At 66.1% G+C, this 20,125-nt stretch carries 15 protein-coding genes, 1 rRNA gene and 1 pseudogene; 10 read left to right on the forward strand and 7 right to left on the reverse strand.

Annotated elements, in window-relative coordinates; translation table 11 throughout:
* The first annotated feature begins 168 nt into the window (after positions 1 to 168).
* A 5S ribosomal RNA gene (rrf, locus tag ACYVD7_RS02585) occupies positions 169 to 281 on the forward strand.
* Between the two features lie 580 nt (positions 282 to 861).
* Here the strand turns inward: rrf and ACYVD7_RS02590 are convergent.
* The 3 genes from ACYVD7_RS02590 to ACYVD7_RS02600 all read right to left on the reverse strand — a co-directional run bounded on the left by ACYVD7_RS02590 (position 862) and on the right by ACYVD7_RS02600 (position 3,921).
* A complete protein-coding gene (locus ACYVD7_RS02590; protein WP_460758762.1) occupies positions 862 to 1,260 on the reverse strand; it encodes an MAPEG family protein in 399 nt (132 codons plus the stop codon).
* Between the two features lie 90 nt (positions 1,261 to 1,350).
* The gene (locus tag ACYVD7_RS02595) at positions 1,351 to 3,093 is read right to left on the reverse strand and encodes a M28 family metallopeptidase (protein ID WP_460758764.1); all 1,743 of its coding nucleotides are present in this window, start codon (positions 3,091 to 3,093) and stop codon (positions 1,351 to 1,353) included.
* A 135-nt stretch (positions 3,094 to 3,228) separates the two neighbouring features.
* A complete protein-coding gene (locus ACYVD7_RS02600; protein ID WP_460758765.1) occupies positions 3,229 to 3,921 on the reverse strand; it encodes a DUF4097 family beta strand repeat-containing protein in 693 nt (230 codons plus the stop codon).
* 171 nt (positions 3,922 to 4,092) lie between these two features.
* Between ACYVD7_RS02600 and gpmI the strand changes: the two genes are divergently transcribed.
* The 3 genes and pseudogenes from gpmI to ACYVD7_RS02615 form a co-directional block, all read left to right on the forward strand.
* Positions 4,093 to 5,646, forward strand: a complete 1,554-nt coding sequence (gene gpmI, locus ACYVD7_RS02605; protein WP_460758767.1) for a 2,3-bisphosphoglycerate-independent phosphoglycerate mutase — start codon at positions 4,093 to 4,095, stop codon at positions 5,644 to 5,646.
* A 129-nt stretch (positions 5,647 to 5,775) separates the two neighbouring features.
* Positions 5,776 to 7,134, forward strand: a complete 1,359-nt coding sequence (locus ACYVD7_RS02610) for a murein hydrolase activator EnvC family protein (RefSeq protein ID WP_460758769.1) — start codon at positions 5,776 to 5,778, stop codon at positions 7,132 to 7,134.
* Between the two features lie 288 nt (positions 7,135 to 7,422).
* Positions 7,423 to 8,739, forward strand: a pseudogene (locus ACYVD7_RS02615) (S41 family peptidase); the annotation flags it as partial.
* A 188-nt stretch (positions 8,740 to 8,927) separates the two neighbouring features.
* Here the strand turns inward: ACYVD7_RS02615 and ACYVD7_RS02620 are convergent.
* Together ACYVD7_RS02620 and ACYVD7_RS02625 are read right to left on the reverse strand one after the other, a co-directional pair.
* Complete coding sequence (locus ACYVD7_RS02620) at positions 8,928 to 9,245, reverse strand: DUF1820 family protein (RefSeq protein ID WP_460758771.1); 318 nt, start codon at positions 9,243 to 9,245, stop codon at positions 8,928 to 8,930.
* Positions 9,246 to 9,378: 133 nt separating this feature from the next.
* Positions 9,379 to 10,071: a rhomboid family intramembrane serine protease gene (locus ACYVD7_RS02625; RefSeq protein ID WP_460759769.1), complete on the reverse strand. Its 693-nt coding sequence runs from the start codon at positions 10,069 to 10,071 to the stop codon at positions 9,379 to 9,381.
* 223 nt (positions 10,072 to 10,294) lie between these two features.
* Here ACYVD7_RS02625 and ACYVD7_RS02630 point away from each other — a divergent pair, with 223 nt between their 5' ends.
* Positions 10,295 to 11,659 carry an OmpP1/FadL family transporter gene (locus tag ACYVD7_RS02630; protein ID WP_460758773.1) on the forward strand — a complete coding sequence of 455 codons (1,365 nt, stop codon included), beginning with the start codon at positions 10,295 to 10,297 and terminating at the stop codon, positions 11,657 to 11,659.
* Positions 11,660 to 11,809: 150 nt separating this feature from the next.
* Here the strand turns inward: ACYVD7_RS02630 and putA are convergent, their stop codons facing one another.
* A complete protein-coding gene (putA, locus tag ACYVD7_RS02635) occupies positions 11,810 to 15,016 on the reverse strand; it encodes a bifunctional proline dehydrogenase/L-glutamate gamma-semialdehyde dehydrogenase PutA (RefSeq protein ID WP_460758775.1) in 3,207 nt (1,068 codons plus the stop codon).
* A gap of 406 nt (positions 15,017 to 15,422) precedes the next feature.
* On the opposite strand from putA, the gene coxB reads away from it, so the two are divergent.
* From coxB to ACYVD7_RS02660, 5 genes are read left to right on the forward strand one after another with little or no spacing between them, the layout of a single operon-like run.
* Positions 15,423 to 16,406, forward strand: a complete 984-nt coding sequence (coxB, locus tag ACYVD7_RS02640; RefSeq protein ID WP_460759771.1) for a cytochrome c oxidase subunit II — start codon at positions 15,423 to 15,425, stop codon at positions 16,404 to 16,406.
* 26 nt (positions 16,407 to 16,432) lie between these two features.
* On the forward strand, positions 16,433 to 18,049 hold the full coding sequence (gene ctaD / locus ACYVD7_RS02645) for a cytochrome c oxidase subunit I (protein WP_460758776.1): 1,617 nt from the start codon (positions 16,433 to 16,435) through the stop codon (positions 18,047 to 18,049).
* Positions 18,050 to 18,077: 28 nt separating this feature from the next.
* A complete protein-coding gene (locus ACYVD7_RS02650; protein ID WP_460758778.1) occupies positions 18,078 to 18,215 on the forward strand; it encodes a hypothetical protein in 138 nt (45 codons plus the stop codon).
* Positions 18,212 to 18,781, forward strand: coding sequence for a cytochrome c oxidase assembly protein (locus ACYVD7_RS02655; protein ID WP_460758779.1), 570 nt, complete (start codon positions 18,212 to 18,214; stop codon positions 18,779 to 18,781). Before ACYVD7_RS02650 ends, ACYVD7_RS02655 begins: the two co-directional genes overlap by 4 nt.
* 53 nt (positions 18,782 to 18,834) lie before the next feature.
* Positions 18,835 to 19,713, forward strand: a complete 879-nt coding sequence (locus tag ACYVD7_RS02660) for a cytochrome c oxidase subunit 3 (RefSeq protein WP_460758781.1) — start codon at positions 18,835 to 18,837, stop codon at positions 19,711 to 19,713.
* A 186-nt stretch (positions 19,714 to 19,899) separates the two neighbouring features.
* Here the strand turns inward: ACYVD7_RS02660 and ACYVD7_RS02665 are convergent, their stop codons facing one another.
* A complete protein-coding gene (locus ACYVD7_RS02665; protein WP_460758782.1) occupies positions 19,900 to 20,112 on the reverse strand; it encodes a twin transmembrane helix small protein in 213 nt (70 codons plus the stop codon).
* Positions 20,113 to 20,125 lie beyond the last annotated feature (13 nt).

Raw genomic sequence — 20,125 nt, forward strand, 5'->3', positions numbered from 1 at the left:
TGATCCGTGTGGCTTGACCATATAACCTCAAGTGGCCTTAGGCTTACGACGACGTCGTGACCTTCCAGGACCAACTTGCTACAATTCCCACATTCTTACGCCCGAACGGGAAAATCCCGATCGTGCAAAAGACGCAAGCAGGCGCGACAGCGCCGCTTCACCAGCTTGCTCAGTGACAATAGCGTTGTGGCACCACCCGTTCCCATCCCGAACACGGAAGTGAAACGCAACCGCGCCGATGGTAGTGTGCATCCGCATGCAAGAGTAGGTCATCGCTGAGCATTTACCCCGAAGCCCCGGTCCAAAAGACCGGGGCTTCTTTTTGTGCCGAAGAAAAACCCACAAACACCGCCCGCCGCCGACTGACTTAATCCTTTGTCAATCCATGACTTACTCATTGGGTCAATGCTGGCGCACGCCCGGACAAGTCATGGCAGATCGCGCTGGCGCGAGACGCATCGCCGGACGACTTACTCGCGGAATCCCCGCAGGAGCTTCACCAGCTCACGCTCTCCGGACGTCACGCGGAACCGCCATTGCGATTGCCTCTGTCTGGAAAGGTCACGTGCGAATCGGACGCAGGGCGTGAGTTCAAGCGACTCGAGAGCCAACAGTGCTCCGATGGATCCGCAGCACCAGATCCGCCCCGCGACTGCACTGGGTCAGTTGATTGGCAGATCGCACCCGCGATCCGAACGAATCCGCGTGGTCATAGCCGCTTGCGCGTTGGAAACTCCCACAAGCTCTTTGCGAGGCAAGGCAAGGCAAGGCAAGGCGAAGCGCGGCGCTGCATTGCTCGGCCGTCCATGGCTACTTCGTTGCTGCAATCAGCAATCCCGAAGCGCGACTAAGCTCCCGTGATCAGCCAACCAGCATCGCAGCCTGCGCAAACAGAACAACCACGCACGCGAACGCGCCGAACCAGACCAGGCTGCGCAGGGAATGCTGCCATCCGGCGATGTAGACCAGTCCATGGAGCACGCGGAACACAACGAACAGCACCGCCAGCAACGCGATCCGGTCTGCCGGTACGCCCGCCAGCTGGGCGAGGATCACACCCGCGGCGAACGGCGCAAACGCCTCGTAACTGTTGAGCTGTGCTGCGTTGGCGCGATGTACGCGCGGGTTGGTTTGTCGCGCTGCCCAACCGCGCGGATCACGATTGTCGTAGCGCTCGCCGCTGCCCTTGGAAACGGCGACCCAGACGTACGGCAGGAATGCTGCGATCAGCACGCACCAGTAAGCAGTAGCCAGCGTCATTTCCTTCCCCTCGGGTTGTTGGACGCTGGCAGCCTACCCCACAAGCATTGACGGCGCCCGGAGGCGCCGCCAAAGCAAACACAATCCTGGTTACTGGGCGGCCGTCGACCGCAGCTTCTGCTGCGCGGCGCGGAAGGCATTGCCCTCATACCAGGTCGGCCACTGCTGGCTGCCCGCGAGATCCTTGCCCACGGCGTAGAGCGCCTGCAGATCCTCGACCACGCCGTCGACTTTCCACGATGCGGAGTACTCATCGGCGGGCTTGTGGTAGCGGTTGTCGCGATAGTCCACCTGCGCTGCCTGGCCCGCCGCCGTGCCGCCTTCGATCAGATCGTCGCCGCCCTTCGCGTACAGCGCGGGGACGCCCGCTTTTGCGAAGTTGAAATGGTCGGAGCGGAAATAGAAACCATCCTCTGGTGTCGCTTCCGCGTGCAGCACGCGTCCCTGCTTGCCGGCTTCCACCTTGAGCAGGTCCTCGAGCTGCGAGCTGCCAAAACCAACCACCGTCATGTCCTTCGCCCGGCCGATCACCGGCATCGCATCCAGGTTCACCACTGCGACAGTCTTGTCGAGCGGAATGGCTGGATGGGCGACGTAGTACTTGGATCCCAATAGTCCGGACTCCTCCAGCGTCACCGAGAGGAAGACCAGCGAGCGCTCCGGCGCCGGCTGCTGGTGGACGAAGGCCTCGGCAATTTCGAGGATCCCTGCCACGCCGGTCGCGTTGTCGACGGCGCCGTTGTAGATCCGGTCGTCGCCATTGACGCTATCGCCGTGTCCACCGGCATCCCCGTGCGCGTCGCTGCCGTGGGCACCCAGGTGGTCCCAGTGCGCCATGTAGACGATGGCCTCGTCAGGATGCGTGGCGCCATCGAGTCGCGCGATCACGTTGCGTGAGGCCTTCTCGCTGATCGCGCTCTTCAGCGTCACCGACGCCTTCGCCTTCAGCGCGAAAGACTTGAAGCCGCGCTTCCCCGCGGCCTTGTACAAACTGTCCAGGTCCTGTCCCAGCGACGCCATCAACGATCGCGCCGCGTCCCCGCTGAGCCAGCCCTGCAGCGGCAGACGGGGGGCGGGATCGTCGGTGACGCGCAGGTCGAACTGCGCGCCGCTCCAGCTGTTGCGCACCACGTCCCAGCCGTAGGCCGCGCCTTCGGTGTCGTGGATGATCAGCGCAGCGGCGGCGCCTTGGCGCGCGGCTTCCTCGAACTTGTACATCCAGCGCCCGTAGTAGGTCATCCGCTTGCCTTCGAACAGCGACGGATCCTGCTGGTGAAAGCCCGGGTCGTTGACGAACATCACCACGGTCTTGCCCTTGACGTCGATGCCTGCGTAATCGTTCCACTGCTGCTCGGGCGCGTTGACGCCATAGCCGACGAACACCAGGTCGCTGTCCTTCAGCACCACTTCCGGCTTGCCGGTACGCGTGCCGATCACCATGTCCGTGCCGAACTTCAGGTCGCGCGGCTTGCCGTCGACATCCAGGTGCAGCGTCACGCTTTCGTCCGCGGTGGTCTCCACCATCGGCACGGTCTGGAAGTAGCTGTCGCCATTGCCCGGCTTGAGGCCCAGGCGCTTGAACTGCGACTCGATGTAGGCGACGGAGCGATCCTCGCCTACGCTGCCGGGCGCGCGGCCCTCGAATTCATCCGAAGCCAGCGTGCGGACGCGTTCGACGAAGTCATCGCCGTCGATCGCCGCCTTGAACGCGTGCGCCGTCGACGAAGCGGGTGTGGTTGGCGCGGTGGCCACCGGCGCCGAGGCGTCGCGCTGGCCGCAGGCCGACAACGCCAGCGTCGCCAGCAGTGCGCTCGAGGTGAACAACGTTTTCATGGGGCCTCCGGCCGCGATGCAGGCCCCCATTCTAGCCAGCGGCCCGTAGGCCGCCGTGCCCATCCACCTTGCCGCATCCATGCAGATTGCAGGCCAATCGTGTCGCCTCCGAAAAGGCGGCACGCGGCGCACGTGTTACTCCGCCGGCGGCGTCGGGGTCTCGAAACGGATCGCCTTGGCACCGGTGATCGCGCCAGTCTTCGCGGTGGAATGCACGTAGAGCGTCACGTTGCGCTCGAACACCAGCGGTCCGTCGACCACGGCATTGGGGCCGATCACCACGCGCGGATCCTTGCGCTTGCCGAAGCTGATCCACTGCTGCGTCGGCTTTTCGTAGTGGATGCCGCCGCGTACGTGCGAGTCGATGCCGACGGTGACATCGCCATTCACGGTCTCCAGGCCGCCGGAGACGTCGGTGTCGACCAGGCCGATCGCGCCGTTGACGGTTTCCACGTCGCCATCGACATTGCCGCCGCGCCCGACGAACACGCTGCCGTTGACCGTGCTCAGTCCGCCGCTGCTGGTGAGGTGGTCCTCGGCGCGGATGCTGCCATTGACGGTTTCCAGCGTGCCTGTATGCGCACCGGAGGCGACGTTGATGCTGCCGTTGACGGTTTCCGCGCTCTCGACCCGGGCACCGGCGCCGATGCGGATGCTGCCATTGACCGTGTCCAGGCTGCCGCGGGTCTGGTTGTCGCCGACGGAAATGCTGCCGTTGACCTTGGAAACGTCGTGGTCGTCGTCGTCTTCGTGGGCCATTGCGGCGGCGCTGGGCAGCGCCAGGGCGAGGGTCAGGGAGAGGGCGACGGCAAGGCGGGACATCTGCATGGCAAGGGTTCCTGTCGTTCCGGATGGGCGTGCCGGGTTGGATGCGCCGGCAAGCGGATGGGTTTAGTGCCTGTTACATGACCTGTCCGGATGGCGCTGACAGGTTCTGGGTAAGTCAAATACCGCGCTCCGCTACAATTTGCCCCTGCCCCAAGTCACTGGAATGCCCTCGTGTCGTCGATTTCGCGCCCCAAACCCGTCGTGTTGCTGATCCTGGACGGCTGGGGCCATCGCGATGACCCGACCGACAACGCCCTGGCCCAGGCCAAGCTGCCCAACTGGCACGCGCTGCTGGCCGCCAACCCGCACACGCTGATCCACACCGAAGGCCGTTTCGTCGGCCTGCCCGATGGCCAGATGGGCAATTCCGAAGTCGGGCACATGAACCTGGGCGCGGGCCGCATCGTCTACCAGGACCTGACCCGGATCGATGCCGCGATCGAGGACGGCAGCTTCTTCGCCAACGCCGAACTGCGCGCCGCCTGCGCCGCCGCCAATGCGAACCACAACACCCTGCACCTGCTGGGCCTGCTGTCACCCGGCGGCGTGCACAGCCACGAGAGCCACATCTTCGCGATGATCGAACTCGCGCGTCGTGAAGGCGTGGCGAAAGTTGCCGTGCATGCCTTCCTCGACGGTCGCGACATGCCGCCGCAGTCGGCGCAGCCCAGCCTTGAGAAACTTGAAGCCGTGTGCGCGCAGGCTGGAAGCGAGCCTGGTAGAAGCGTCCGCATCGCCAGCGTCAGCGGCCGCTATTACGCGATGGATCGCGACAAGCGCTGGGACCGCCAGCGCCGCGCCTGGGACGCGATCGTCGAAGCGCGTGCCGATCACGTCGCCGCGGACGCGCTCGCCGCGCTGCGCGACGCCTACGCCCGTGGCGAGAACGACGAATTCGTCGTACCCACCGTGATCGGCGACGGCGCGCGGGTAGCTGATGGCGACGCCATCGTGTTCATGAATTTCCGTGCCGACCGAGCGCGCCAGCTCACTTCGGCGTTCGTGGCGCCGGCGTTCGATGGGTTCGACCAAGGCGTGCGCCGTCCGAAACTGTCGCGCTTCGTCTGCCTCACCGAATACGACGCGAAGCTTCCGGCCCCGGTCGCCTTCGCCCCCGACGACCTGCGCAATACGCTGGGTGAAGTGCTGGCGGCAAACGGACTGACGCAACTGCGCATCGCCGAGACCGAGAAGTACGCCCACGTCACGTTCTTCTTCAGCGGCGGCCGTGAAGACCCCTATGCAGGCGAGTCGCGCGTGCTGGTGCCCAGCCCGAAGGTCGCAACCTACGACCTGCAACCGGAAATGAGCTGCCCCGAAGTCACCGAAAAGCTCACCGCGGCGATCCGCTCCGGCACCATCGACGTTGCGATCTGCAACATCGCCAACCCCGACATGGTCGGCCACAGCGGCATCCTGGCCGCGGCGATCCAGGCGACCGAAGCCGTCGACGTGGCCATCGGTGCCATCGCCAAAGCCGTGCACGACGTCGGCGGCGCGCTGCTGGTCACCGCCGACCACGGAAACGTCGAGATGATGCGCGATCCGGACACGGGTCAGCCGCACACCTCGCACACGGTTGGACCGGTGCCGTTCGTGTACATGGGGCCGAAGGCGGCGACGCTGCGCGATGGCGGTGCACTGCGCGACGTGGCGCCGACCATCCTCGACCTGCTCGGCCTGGACAAGCCTGCGGAAATGAGCGGCCAGAGCCTGCTGGCCTGAACCTGCTGGTCTGGGCATCGGCCGCCGCGCCACACGACCAGTGCACCGGTTATCTTGGGCGCGGAATTCCGTAGCAAGCCCGATCACAGCAAGCCCAGCGCAATCACGCCAGCGGAGCACGCCCGACGCATGAGTCCAGTGCCGACCCTTTCCAGCGCCGCGCGATTCGTCCGCGCGACGACAGCGAAGATGGTCCCGCCGTTGCGTCGCGATTGCGGCGGCATGCGGTTGCGATGGCATGGCATCCGAGCGGTCGCCAGCGCCTTCGTGATCGCTTTCGCGTTGGCAGCGGCGTTGCCGGTCGCCGCGCAGGACAGTCGCGACGCGCAGCGCAAGCTGGAAAGCGTCAAACGCGAGCTGCAACAGGTCGCCGCGGAGCGACGCCGGATCGAAGACCAGCGCGGTGACGCTTCGCGCAGCCTGCGTGCTGCCGACGAGAAAGTCGGCAAGTCCAATCGCGCCCTGCACGACACCGAAGCGCGACTGCTCAGCGACCGCGCCGCCCTCGTCCAGTTGCGCGCACAACGCGCGGCGATGGAGTCCACGATGGCGGCGCGGCGCGAGGAACTCGCCCGCCTGCTGCGTGCCAGCTACGCCCAGGGTGAAGCCGCGCCGCTCAAGGCACTGCTGGCGCGGGACCGCGTCGCCGACGCCACCCGCGTGCTCACCTACCAGCGCTACGTGCAGAACGACCGCGCCGCCCGCATCGCGCAGCTGCGCGCGCAACTGCAGGAACTGGACGCGGTGGAGACGTCGATCGTCGCGCGCCAGACCGATCTCGACCGTGCGCGGACAGCGCAGCGCCAGCAACTGGACCAGCTCGAGCTCGATCGCCGCAGCCGCGCCGTGCTGGTGGCGCAACTGGACGAGAGATACCAGGACCGCCGCACGCGCGAACAGGCGTTGGGGCGTGATGCCCAGGGCCTGGAAAGCCTGTTGAAGCAGCTGCGCGCCGCGGCGGCACGTGCGGAAGCGCAGCGTCGCGCGGCCGCTGCGAAGGCCGAGCGGGAGGCGCGACGTCGGGCGGCGTCGGGCACGCGCGATCCGGCACGGAATGCAGGAAACAGCACGTCGCGCACCCCGGTGATCGCAAGCGCGCCGCCACCGCAGGTCGGTGGACTGGGCTGGCCCTTGTCGGGTGCGCTGCTGGCGGGCTTCGGCGGCACCATGCCCGACGGTCGCGCCAGTTCCGGATTGCTGATCGCCGCCAACGCCGGTGCCCCGGTCAAGGCCGTTGCCGATGGCACGGTCGTCTACGCGCAGTGGATGACCGGCTATGGCCTGTTGCTGATCGTCGACCACGGCAACGGCTACATGAGCCTGTACGCACACAACGACGCGCTGCTCAGGAACGCGGGCGATGCCGTCCACCGCGGCGATGCCGTCGCCACGGTCGGTTCGTCCGGCGGCCATGGTCGCCCGGCGCTGTACTTCGAGCTGCGCCGCAACGGCCAGCCGGTGAATCCCAATACCTGGCTGCGGCGCTGAAATCACGTGATCAACCCCCGGCCCTGCGGGGGATATGGCCACGGGTGACTGGCGTGCCCGTGCTCCTGGTCGCCAGTGGATGCAGTCGGCGGAGCGGTGCGCATGGAATCAATGACGTCGAATCGATGGCATCAATCGACGCGACACCCCGCGGCCCGTATCGGCCGCCACAACGTGAACCCCAGCCGGATACCGGGCTTCCATCCGCCACGCCAGCGCCTATATTGGGGCGAACCCGCGTCGATTCGCGCGGTCCAAACGTTGTTCGTTCTCTCCGGAGTGTTCCGCATGCGTCCGCGCCACCCGCTTTCCAGCGTCCTCGCCCTCGCCCTTGCCGTCGCCATCCTGCCCGTCCACGCGCAGCAGGCGCCGCCCGCGGACGAGCCCGCATCGACTCCTGCGCCGATCGAGTCGCCCGACGCCGAGGACACCAGCGCTTCGAAAGTGCCGCTGGATGAGATCAAGCGTTACGTGCTGGTCTACAACGCCATCCGCGAGGCCTACGTCGAACCCATCGACGACAGGAAGCTGATGCAGTCGGCGATCCGTGGCCTGCTGTTCGACCTGGATCCGCACAGCACGTACATGGAAAAAGCGGTTGCCGAGGAATTCGACGAATCCTCGCGCGGCTCCTACGGCGGCATCGGCGTGGAACTGCAGCGCCAGGACGACGGCACGTTGCGCGTGATCGCGCCGATCGACGACACGCCGGCCGCACGCGCGGGCATCAAGTCGGGCGACGTGATCACCGCGATCGACGGCAAGTCGTTCAAGCCGGACGAGGGCGACAGTTCCGGCCCGCTGCGTGGCGAGCCCGGCAGCAAGGTGGTGCTGACCATCGCGCGCGAAGGCACGCCCAAGCAGTTCGACGTCACCCTGCAGCGCGAAATCATCCGCATCGCCAGCGTAAAATCGCGGATGCTCGAACCCGGTTACGGCTACCTGCGCATCGCCTCGTTCCAGGCCGATACCGCGGCCGATTTCGAACGCCAGCTCGACAAGTTGAAGGCCCAGGCCGGCGGCAAGTTCGCGGGCCTGGTGATCGACCTGCGCAGCAATCCCGGCGGCCTGCTCACCTCCGCCGTGCAGATCGCCGACAGCCTGCTCGACAAGGGCGCCATCGTCAGCACGCGCGGCCGGGTGAAGATTTCCGACGCCCAGTTCAACGCCACGCCCGGCGATCGCAGCGGCGGCGCACCGGTGGTGCTGCTGGTCGATGCGGGCTCGGCAAGCGCTTCCGAAGTACTCGCCGGTGCGCTGCACGACAACGGCCGCGCGCGCATCGTCGGCAGCCGCACGTTCGGCAAGGGTTCGGTGCAGACGGTGATGCCACTGCCCAACGGCGACTCGGTCAAGCTGACGACCGCGCGTTACTTCACCCCCAGCGGCAAGTCGATCCAGGCGCTCGGCATCGTCCCCGACGTGATCGTGCACCCGGCCAACGGCGCCAGCGGCAAGCCCGATTACACCGAGGCCAGCCTGCGCGGCCACCTGGCCAGCGAAGGCGACGAACCCGGCGACAACGCCGGCGAAGTGCTCGAAGGCGATGCGCCGATCGCAGCGGCATTGAGTGAGTTGAAGAAGCCGGTGGTGGCACGGAAGGCGGCGCCACCGAAGGGCTGATTGCGGGTCGCGGCATGCAGTGTCGCGACCACGTGACTGACCGGGCGCGGTTATCCTGGCGATGACCTGCCTGTTTGCCCGTGTTCCTTGACGTCATCCTCGATCCGAAGGCCAGGGACTTGTCTTTCATGCCGGGCCGCGAACCTCGCGTTGTCCGGCACTACACTTGATCAGCGCGGCTTTGCCGGCAGCGGGAATGGCGTGACGACCTTCTCGCCGGTCGTCGCATCGCGGATCGCCGACTGTCCTTTCTTCTCAACTTCCTCGATGCGCACGATGCTCTGCATCGGCAGGTGCAATACGCGGGTGTTGCCGAACTCGTCGCGCAGCCGTTCTTCGGTGGGATCGATCACCACGCCGTCGTGCAGGTCGAACACCAACTCGGTGATCTCGGTGAAACCCCACAGCGTGCCCGCGCTGACCTTGCGCGCGTACAGCTCGTAGATCCTGCCGGCGTTGAGGAAGGTGATCTTGTAGAGCGGTTTCATGGCGTAGGGTCTTCGGGAAGTTGGCATCGCATCAGCGTGTGCATGCAGGATGGGGCCGGGTGGCGGCTTCCCAAGTCCGGCTCTCCGATCCGTCCTGATCCCGAACCCCTCGATCGCGCCTCAGGGCCCGCCTTCAAAACCCGCGCTTGCGCCGCATCCGTCGTGCAATGCCGGCTTTCGCGATCAGCGCGAACACGCCCCCGAACGCAAACCCGGCCAGGTGCGCCGACCAGGCCACCGCGCCGAACGCCGGGCCGACGAAGGTGAACACCAGTTGCAGCAGGGCCCACACGCCGATGAGCAGCGCCGCCGGCACCTTCACGAATTGCAGGAACAGCCCCAGCGGCACGACGACGCCCAGCTTCGCGCCGGGAAACAGCGCCAGGTAGGCGCCGATCAGTGCCGACACCGCGCCACTGGCGCCGATGATCAGCCGGTCCGGGGTGCCGATGGCGATCACCGCGGCCAGGTTGGCGACCGCGCCGCCCAGCAGGAACAGCGCCAGCAACCGCCAGGGTCCCATCGCGCGCTCGGCCGACAGCCCGAAAATCAGCAGGAACACCAGGTTGCCCAGCAGGTGGGCCCAGGACACATGCAGGAACAGCGCGGTGAACAGACGCAGGATGCGACCGTCGCGCAGCGAATCCAGCCAGTCGCCGGGCGAGCCCAGTCCGCCTGAGAGCGCGCCCCAGTCGAGCAGGAGCCGCTTCTGGGCGGGGTCGGGGAGCACGGTCGAACTGAAGAAGCACAGCCACAACAGCACGAACAGGACCGGTACGGCCCAGCGCAGCGGAGCCTTCTGCCGGGAAGGGATGGAGACGAACATGCTCACGGCGCAACACCGTTTTGCTGCGTCGCAACACGTAAAAGAAAGAGGTTTCGGCAACCGGCAAGGCTTGTTAGCATCCGGTTAAGACCCACGCTATAGTGCATACGGTGTCGTACGTCGGGAGGGGTCTCGGCGCGCGTCGGGGGCGGCCTGGCCGAGCACCGCGCAGACGACCTGGGAACAAGAAAGAAAATTTCAGAGTCCATTGGAGAGTACACGCATGAACCATGCAAATCGTTACACCTTCAGCGCGCTGGCACTGGGTATCGCCGGCGTGCTGGCTTTCGGCCAGGCACAGGCCAGCGGTTTCCAGCTGCGCGAGCAGAGCGTCAGGAATCTCGGTCGCGCAAATGCCGGCAGCGCCGTGTTCAATGACGACGCCACCGTTGTTTCGCTCAACCCGGCCGCAATGTCGAGCTTCGACAAGAACGCCATGCGCGCCGACGTCACCGTGATTGACCTGACCGCCAACTTCGATGGCGGCGGCCGCGCTGCTGCTGCATTCGGTCCGGCTGCTCCGGCCCTGACGGGCGGCGACGGCGGCGACCCGGGCGACCCGACCGCGGTCCCGAACATCGCAGCGGTGTTCCCGATGCACGGCGCGCTGGAAGGCCTGACCCTCGGTGCCAGCATCGGCGCTCCGTTCGGCCTGAAGACCGAATACGACAACGGTTGGGTCGGCCGCTATGAAGCGCTGCACTCGGAAGTGAAGACCGTCGACCTGACCCTGTCGGCCTCGGTCAAGTTGCATGATCGTTTCTCCCTCGGCGTCGGCCTGATCTATGAGCGCGCCGAAGCCAAGCTGACCAAGGCGGTCGATTTCGGTACCGCCCTGTGCGCGGGCTCCGGCAATCCGCTGAACTGCCTCAACCCGGCCTTCCCGTTCCACCCGCAGGGTGCCGACGGCGTGCTGAGCGTCGATGGCGATGACACCGGTATCGGCTGGCTGTTTGGCGCGCAATGGCAGCCGACCGACAAGTGGACCATCGGCTATTCGCACCGCTCCGAGATCGACCAGGACCTGACCGGCAAGATCGACTTCACCACGCCGGCCGCGGTGTCGGCCGTCCTGGGGCCGCGCGTGGCTGACAGCGACGGCGGCGCCAAGCTGACCACCCCGAGCATCGACACCCTCAGCGTCCGCTACAACGTCACCGACGGCGCCCGCCTGCTCTTCGATTACCAGAAGACCGACTGGTCGTCGCTGCGCTCGGTGGTGGTCACCCGTGCCAATGGCACGGTGGTTGGCGCCGAAGATTTCGCCTGGAATGACACCGACTTCTACTCGGTGGGTGCAGAGTTCGACCTGAACGATGCCATCACCCTGCGCGTGGGCGTTGCCACGGACGATTCCCCGACCCACACCGACACGCGCACCCCGCGCCTGCCTGACAACGACCGCAAGCTGTTCTCGGTCGGCGCCACCTGGAACGTGTCCCAGGCCATCAGCGTCGACGCGGCGTTCCAGCGCATCAGCATCGACGACCCGAAGATCAACCACACCTCGTCCAGCGGCTCCTCGCTGCAGGGCGAGTTCACTGGTTACGCGAACCTGTTCGGCATCGCCGCTCAGTTCAAGTTCTGATCCGCACCACGGTTGCAAAGAAAAGCCCCGCTTCGGCGGGGCTTTTTCTTTGGATCGTCGATGCGAAGGTTCGCAGCCACGGCAGGGCGGGTATTGACCCGCCATCGCAGGATTTATCCCCGCGGGTCGATACCTGCCCCAAGCGCCCGATCAGTCGCCCAGCGTCAGCAGCGATGCATTGCCACCCGCTGCGGTGGTGTTGACGGTGATGGTTTTCTCGGTGGTGAAGCGCGGCAGGTAGTGCGGGCCGCCGGCCTTGGGGCCGGTGCCGGAGAGGTTCTGGCCGCCGAACGGCTGCACGCCGACCACCGCACCGATCTGGTTGCGGTTGACGTAGCAGTTGCCGACCTTCACCTTCGAGGCGATCTTCTCGATGGTCTCGTCGATGCGCGAATGGATGCCGAGCGTTAGGCCATAGCCGGTGCCGTTGATCGCATCGATCACCGCGTCGAGCTGGTCCGACTTCCAGCGCACCACGTGCAGCACCGGGCCGAAGATTTCCTTGTGCAGGATGTCGATCGACGGGATCGCGTACGCGCGCGGAGCGAAGAAGCTGCCGTGCGCCGCGTCCGCATCAAGCGCGACTTCGCCGATCTTTTTCGCTTCGGCATCCATGCGCGCGGCATGGTCCTTGAGCATCTTCAGCGCATCCTCGTCGATCACCGGGCCGACGTCGGTCGAGAGCAGGCCCGGGTTGCCCACTTTCAGCTCGTTCATCGCGCCGGCCAGCATGGTGCTGACCTTGTCGGCGATGTCGTCCTGCACGAACAGCACGCGCGCGGCCGAACAGCGCTGACCGGCGGAGGTGAACGCGGAGGAGATCGCATCCTTCACCACCTGTTCCGGCAGGGAGGACGAATCGGCGATCAGCGCGTTCTGTCCGCCGGTTTCGGCGATCAGCACACCGATCGCGGCATCGCGTGCGGCGAGCGCACGGTTGATCGCGCGCGCGGTGTCGGTCGAACCGGTGAAGGCGACGCCGGCGACGCGCGGGTCGCGGGTGAGCGCGGCACCGACGGTGGCGCCGTCGCCTGGCAGGAACTGCAGCACTGATTCCGGAACGCCGGCTTCGTGCAGCAGCTTCACTGCGTAGTAACCGATCAGGTTGGTCTGCTCGGCCGGCTTGGCGATGACGCTGTTACCGGCGGCGAGCGCGGCGGAAATCTGCCCGGCGAAGATCGCCAGCGGGAAGTTCCACGGCGAGATGCACACGAATACGCCGCGGCCGCTCATCTGCAGCGTGTTGGATTCGCCGGTCGGGCCCGGCAGCGCTTCGGGCTTGAACAGCGCGCGCGCCTGCGCGGCGTAGTAGCGCAGGAAGTCCACGGCTTCACGCACTTCGGCGACGCCATCGGGGATGGTCTTGCCCGCTTCCTTGGTGCACAGCGCGATGTACTGCGGCATGCGCTGTTCGAGCAGGTTCGCGGCGTGTTCCAGGATCGCGGCGCGCGACGCGGCGGGCGTCGTGTTCCAGGTCTCGTGCGCGGCGACGGCATTCTTCAGTGCGAGCTCGACGGTGGCGCTGTCGGCGGCCTGCCACTGGCCGACGGTTTCGCGACGGTCGGCGGGGTTGGTCACTGCAATGTCGGGTCCCGCGACCGAAGCGCCCGGCACGAGCGGAATAGCACGCCAGCTGTCCTTGGCGGCGGCATTGACCTGCTCGGCAAGCGTGCGCAGTTGATCGTCGTTGGCGAGGTTCACGCCCATGGAATTGCTCCTCTCAATGCCGTAGCTGCGATAGAGATCGACAGGCTGCGGGATGCGCGGATGCGCGATGGATTCGAATGCGGAAACGGTTTCGACCGGATCGCGGATGAGGTCGTCGATGGCGACGGTCTCGTCGGTGATGCGGTTGACGAAGCTGGAATTGGCGCCGTTTTCGAGCAGGCGACGCACCAGGTACGGCAGCAGGTCCTCGTGCGAACCGACCGGCGCGTACACGCGGCACGGCACGTCCAGGCGCTCGGCCGGAATGACTTCGGCGTAGAGGTCGTCGCCCATGCCGTGCAGCTTCTGGAACTCGAAGTGCTTGGCGCGGCCCATCGACTTCGCGCGCTGGTGGATCGTGGCGATCGTCTGCGCGTTGTGGGTGGCGAACATCGGGTAGATCGCGTCGCCCGCCTCGAGCATCCTGCGTGCGTTGGCGAGATAGCTGACGTCGGTGTTGGGCTTGCGGGTGAACACCGGATAGCCCAGCTGGCCATCGACCTGCGCGCGCTTCACTTCGCTGTCCCAGTACGCGCCTTTCACCAGGCGCACCGGAATGCGGCGGCCGTGCTTGCGGGCGAGATCGGCGATGAAGTCGATCGCCTCCGGTGCGCGCTTCTGGTACGCCTGGATGGCGAGGCCGTAACCTTCCCAGCCGTCGAGCGAAGAATCCGCGAACGCCGCGGCGATCACGTCGAGCGAGAGTTCGAGGCGATCGGATTCCTCGGCGTCGATGGTGAAACCGATGCCGTACGACTTCGCCAGCTGCGCCAGCTCCAGCACGCGCGGCACCAGCTCGGCGAACACGCGTTCGCGCTTGGCGTGCTCGTAACGCGGATGCAGCGCGGACAGCTTCACCGAGATCGACGGCACGCCGAAGACTTCGCGCTTCGTGTAGTCGCCACTCTTGCCGATCGCGTGGATCGCATCGCGATACGCCTGCAGGTAACGCAGCGCGTCCTTGGTGGTGAGCGCGCCTTCGCCGAGCATGTCGAACGAATAGCGGTAGCTGGCGTTGTCGCCCTTCTGCGAGCGTGCCAGCGCTTCAGCGATGGTGCGGCCCATGACGAACTGGTGGCCCATGATCTTCATCGCCTGGCGCACGGCGAGGCGGATGACGGGCTCGCCGACGCGGCCGAGCAGGCGGCTGAATGCGCCGTGCACGTCGCGCTTGGTGTCGTCGGCCAGGTTCACCAGGTGGCCGGTCAGCATCAAACCCCAGGTCGAGGCGTTGACCAGCACCGAGTCGGACTGGCCCATGTGCTTCTTCCAGTCCGCGTCGCCCAGCTTGTCGCGGATCAGCTTGTCGGCGGTGTCCTGGTCGGGGATGCGCAGCAGCGCTTCGGCCACGCACATCAGCAGGACGCCCTCCTCGCTGCCCAGGTCGTACTGGCGCATGAAGGCTTCGATCGCGCCCTGGTCCTTGGCGCGGGCGCGTACGCGCAGGACCAGGTCGGCCGCGGTGTCCTGCGCCTTGAGGCGGTCGTCCTCGGGCAGGCGGGCCTGCTCCAGCAGCTGGCGGACGTGGGCGGACTCGTCGCGCACCCAGCCCGCCGTGATCGCGGCGCGAGGGCCGGAGGGCGGGGGTGGGAGCTCTGGGCGGATCAGCGCGCCCGGCAGGGCCGGGGCGGGGGAGGCTTGGTCGGTCATCGGGCCCGCGTCAGGCGGTGGAAAGCCGCATAGTCTAGAGCTTCGGCCGCGCCCCGGCGGCGCCCGCGGCTGGGGGATGCTGGCCATTCCCGGGCGCACGGCGAACCGGTTTGGCGGGTCCAATCACGTCGCGCGGGTTGCCCCGAGGGGGCCCGGTCGCTACCATTTCGCGGTTATTCCGCAGCGCTCGTGGGGTTGGTGTCCGTGAAGGGCATGCCTCCGGCGTGACGGGGCCGGACCTGTGGTCATCCAGACAAGCCTGGATGGCGTACTTGGGCCGGTACCTGCCAGCCACCTCCTTCCGCGCGGCTCCCCCGCCGGAGCCGGCGTCGCCCTGCGGGGCCGCGCAGCCGAGGCAGCTGCGGTTCGACACATGAATCAACTGATCTTTTCGGGGCTCGAACTGATGAAAGCCGGTCGTAGCAAGCTTCGGACCGCGGGACGCTGGGTAATGGGCATGGCCGCGATGGCCACTCCACTGCTCGCCTTCGCGCAGGCCGCCAGCGACACGTGGACCAACGCACCGCACCGCTGGCAGCTCAACATGAGCGAAGGCGTGACGGCGCAATCTGCCAACGCGTATTCGGCACACATGCTGGCGCTGTGGATCTGCGTCGTCATCGGCGTGCTGGTGTTCGGCGCGATGTTCTACGCGATGTTCAAGTTCCGTCACTCCAAGGGCGCGGTCGCGGACAAGGACTTCACCCACAGCACCAAGCTGGAAATCATCTGGACCGTGGTCCCGGTGGCGCTGTTGGTGCTGATGGCGTTCCCCGCGACGAGCAAGCTCATCCGGATGTACGACACCCGCGAGTCGCAGATGACCGTCAAGGTCACCGGCTACCAGTGGATGTGGAAGTACGAGTACCTGGGCGAAGGCGTGAGCTTCACCAGCCGTCTCGATCGCCAGAGCGACTCGATCCGCCAGAGCCACGTCGACGCGCGCACGGCGAACCACCCGAACTACCTGCTCGACGTCGACAACGCCCTGGTGCTGCCGGCCGACACGAAGGTCCGCTTCGTGATCACCGCCGACGACGTCATCCACGCCTGGTGGGTGCCGGCGCTGGGCTGGAAGCAGGACGCGATCCCGGGCATCGTCAACGAAGCCTGGACCAGCGTGAGCAAGCCGGGCGTGTACCGCGGCCAGTGCGCCGAGCTGTGCGGCAAGGACCACGGCTTCATGCCGATCGTCGTGCGCGTGCTGCCCAAGGCCGAATACACCGCGTGGCTGGCCGAGCAGAAGGCGAAGAACACGCCGGCTCAGGCTCCGGCCGCGCCTGCTGCGGCACCTGCCGAGGCCGCGCCGGCTGGCGCAGCACCGGCCGAAGCGGCTCCCGCCGCAACCCCGAACACCGAAGCTCCGGCCGCTCCCGCGGCCGCGGCCTGATCGTCAAAGCATTCCTGAGGTAGGCCATGGCCGTTTACGCTGACCATCACCACGACGATCACGCCCACGATCACAAGCAGGGCTTCATCGAGCGTTGGTTCTTCTCGACCAACCACAAAGACATCGGCACGCTGTACCTGATCTTCAGCTTCGTCATGTTCCTCATCGGCGCAGCGATGTCTGTCGTGATTCGCGCCGAACTGATGAAGCCGGGCCTGCAGTTCGTCAATCCCGAATTCTTCAACCAGATGACCACGATGCACGCGTTGGTCATGATCTTCGGCGGCGTGATGCCGGCCTTCGTCGGCCTGGCCAACTGGATGGTGCCGCTGCAGATCGGCGCGCCGGACATGGCGCTGCCGCGCATGAACAACTGGTCGTTCTGGATCCTGCCGTTCGCCTTCTCCCTGCTGCTGCTGACCCTGTTCATTCCGGGTGGCGCGCCGGCCGGCGGCTGGACCTTGTATCCGCCGCTGTCGCTGCAGGGCGGCAACAACACCGCGTTCGCGATCTTCGCGATCCACATGATGGGTATCAGCTCGATCATGGGCGCGATCAACATCATCGCCACCATCCTCAACATGCGCGCCCCGGGCGTGGACCTGCTGAAGATGCCGATCTTCTGCTGGACCTGGCTGATCACGGCGTTCCTGCTGATCGCGGTGATGCCGGTGCTGGCGGGCGCGGTGACGATGCTGCTGACCGACAAGTTCGCGCACACCTCGTTCTTCAACGCCGCCGGCGGCGGTGACCCGGTGATGTTCCAGCACATCTTCTGGTTCTTCGGCCACCCCGAGGTCTACATCATGATCCTGCCCGCCTTCGGCGTGGCGTCCGAGATCATCCCGACCTTCAGCCGCAAGCCGCTGTTCGGTTACCAGGCGATGGTGTACGCGACCGCTTCGATCGCGTTCCTCTCGTTCATCGTGTGGGCGCACCACATGTTCACCGTCGGCATGCCGCTCGGTGGCGAGATCTACTTCATGTTCGCCACGATGCTGATCGCGGTGCCGACCGGTGTGAAGGTGTTCAACTGGGTCACGACGATGTGGCGCGGCTCGATCTCGTTCGAGACGCCGATGCTGTGGGCGATCGCCTTCGTGATCCTGTTCACCATCGGCGGCTTCTCGGGCCTGATGCTCGCGATCGTGCCGGCGGACTTCCAGTACCACGACACTTACTTCGTCGTCGCGCACTTCCACTACGTGCTCGTCACCGGCGCGCTGTTCGGCATCATCGCCGGCGTGTACTACTGGTGGCCGAAGTGGACCGGCCGCATGGTCAACGAGTCCCTGGGCAAGTTCCACTTCTGGTGGACCATGGTGTTCGTCAACCTGCTGTTCTTCCCGCAGCACTTCCTGGGCCTGGCCGGCATGCCGCGCCGCATCCCCGACTACAACGTCGTGTTCGCGGACTGGAACATGGTCAGCTCGATCGGCGCGTTCGGCATGTTCCTGACCCCGTTCATGATGGCCTTCATCCTGTGGCGCTCGAAGGTCGCCGGTGAGCTGGCCAAGCCGCGTGCGTGGGAATCGGCCCGTGGCCTGGAGTGGACCGTGCCGAGCCCGGCGCCGCACCACACGTTCACGGTGCCGCCGGTGATCCGCGACGGTGACCTGGCCCACGGCGACATCACGCACTGATCGCGCACTGACACGCCTGCATACCGCGATGAACCCGCAAGCACAGCTGCCACAGGACCAGGCCGACGCGCGCCGCAAGCGCGCGCGTCGCACCGCGCTGTGGATCGCCGTGGCCGCGGTGGTGGTCTACGTCGGTTTCATCGCGCTGGTGGGGCTGTCGAAGTGAACGCGCCGAAGCAGACCCGTGGCATCGGCCGGATGGCGCTCGTCGCCGTGGCGGCGTTTGCCTTCAGCTTCAGCCTGATCCCGCTGTACCGGGTGGCCTGCGAGAAAGTGTTCGGCATCCGCCTGGAGCGTACTGCCGCTGAAGGCAAGGCCGCGGTTGCACCGTCGACGCAGCGCGAAGTGCTGGTGCAGTTCGATGGAGGCGTCAATTCGCGCCTGCCGTGGCAATTCGCGCCACTTCAACAGTCGATGAAGGTCCGCGTGGGCGAGCCGTACGACGCCAGGTACACGGCGACCAACACCAGCGCGCGCGCCATCGTCGGCAGCGCGGCGCCATCGGTCGCACCGGCGCGCGCCTCGGGTTACTTCAGCAAGACCGAATGCTTCTGCTTCACCGCGCAGACCCTGCAGGCCGGGGAAACCCGCGAGCTGCCGCTGCGCTTCATTGTCGATCCGAACCTTCCGGCCGACGTGCAGACCATCACGCTGTCCTACACCTTCTTCAAGAACGAAGCGTTGACCGCGAAGCTGGCCGGCTCCACGCCTGCTTCGCGCGCAGCGCCCTAGTTCAGATCTGATCCAAACCTCACTTTCGCAGCACTCCAAACGGAACGACAGCCATGGGCCAAGCTCACGCCCCCGACGCCAACCACTATTACGTGCCGCATTCCAGCCGCTGGCCGTTCCTCGGCTCGATCGCGCTGTTCACCACCATGGTCGGTCTGGCCAGCTGGTTCAACGAAGTCAGCTGGGGCCACAACGTGTTCTTCGTTGGCATCGCGCTGATGGCGGCAGTGCTGTTCTGCTGGTTCGGCGACGTGATCCGCGAGTCGATCAAGGGCAACTACAACAAGCAGGTGGACACCTCGTTCCGCATGGGCATGGTGTGGTTCATCTTCTCCGAGGTGATGTTCTTCGCCGCGTTCTTCGGCGCGCTGTTCTATGCACGCCAGCTGGCGCTGCCGTGGCTGTCGGGCGAAGGCGATGGCGTGATGACCAACGCGCTGCTGTGGGACGGCTACGCTGCCGGTTGGCCGACCAACGGCCCGGCCGGTGTCGGTGGCAGCTTCCAGACCGTGCCGGCCTGGGGCCTGCCGCTGCTGAACACGCTGATCCTGCTGTCCTCGGGCGTGACCGTGACCATCGCGCATCACGCGCTCAAGGCCGGCCATCGCAAGGCGCTGCTGATCTTCCTGGGCGCAACCGTGCTGCTGGGCTGCACGTTCCTGTACTACCAGGGCAGCGAGTACATCGAAGCCTACAAGCACTTCAACCTGACCCTGGGTTCGGGCATCTACGGCTCGACCTTCTTCATGCTCACCGGCTTCCACGGCGCGCACGTGACGCTCGGCACGATCATGCTGGCGATCATCTGGTTCCGTTGCGCCAAGGGCCATTTCAGCAACGACCACCATTTCGCCTTCGAAGCGGTGGCGTGGTACTGGCATTTCGTCGACGTGGTGTGGCTGTTCCTGTTCCTGTTCGTGTACGTGCTGTAACGACGACGAGCGGACACGTGGGGCTGGGCGCTGGTGAAGCGCTCAGCCCTTCGCATTTTCGGGTTCGGGTGACGCCCCCGGTTTACGGGAGTCGGGTTCAGGGCACTAGGCCGCCGGTTCGGGCCACATCGCGGACCGAGTCATCGAATCGGTGTCCGCAGGCGAACCACCGGCGGAAGGTCGGGTTTACGGACTCCGGCCGACGCCGTGGAATTCGATCCAACCCATCTTGGCGGCAATGATGACGCCAAGGATCAGCGCGACGGACAGCGCGATGCGGCGGGTCAGCGCATTCACCGTGCGCTTGCTCTCGCCCTTGTCGACCATCATGTAGTACAGGCCGGCACCGAGGTTCCAGAGAATGAGGATCAGGACGGCGATGATCAGCAGCGTTTTCATGGCAATGCTCCCG

This window comes from Lysobacter fragariae, from assembly GCF_054779775.1.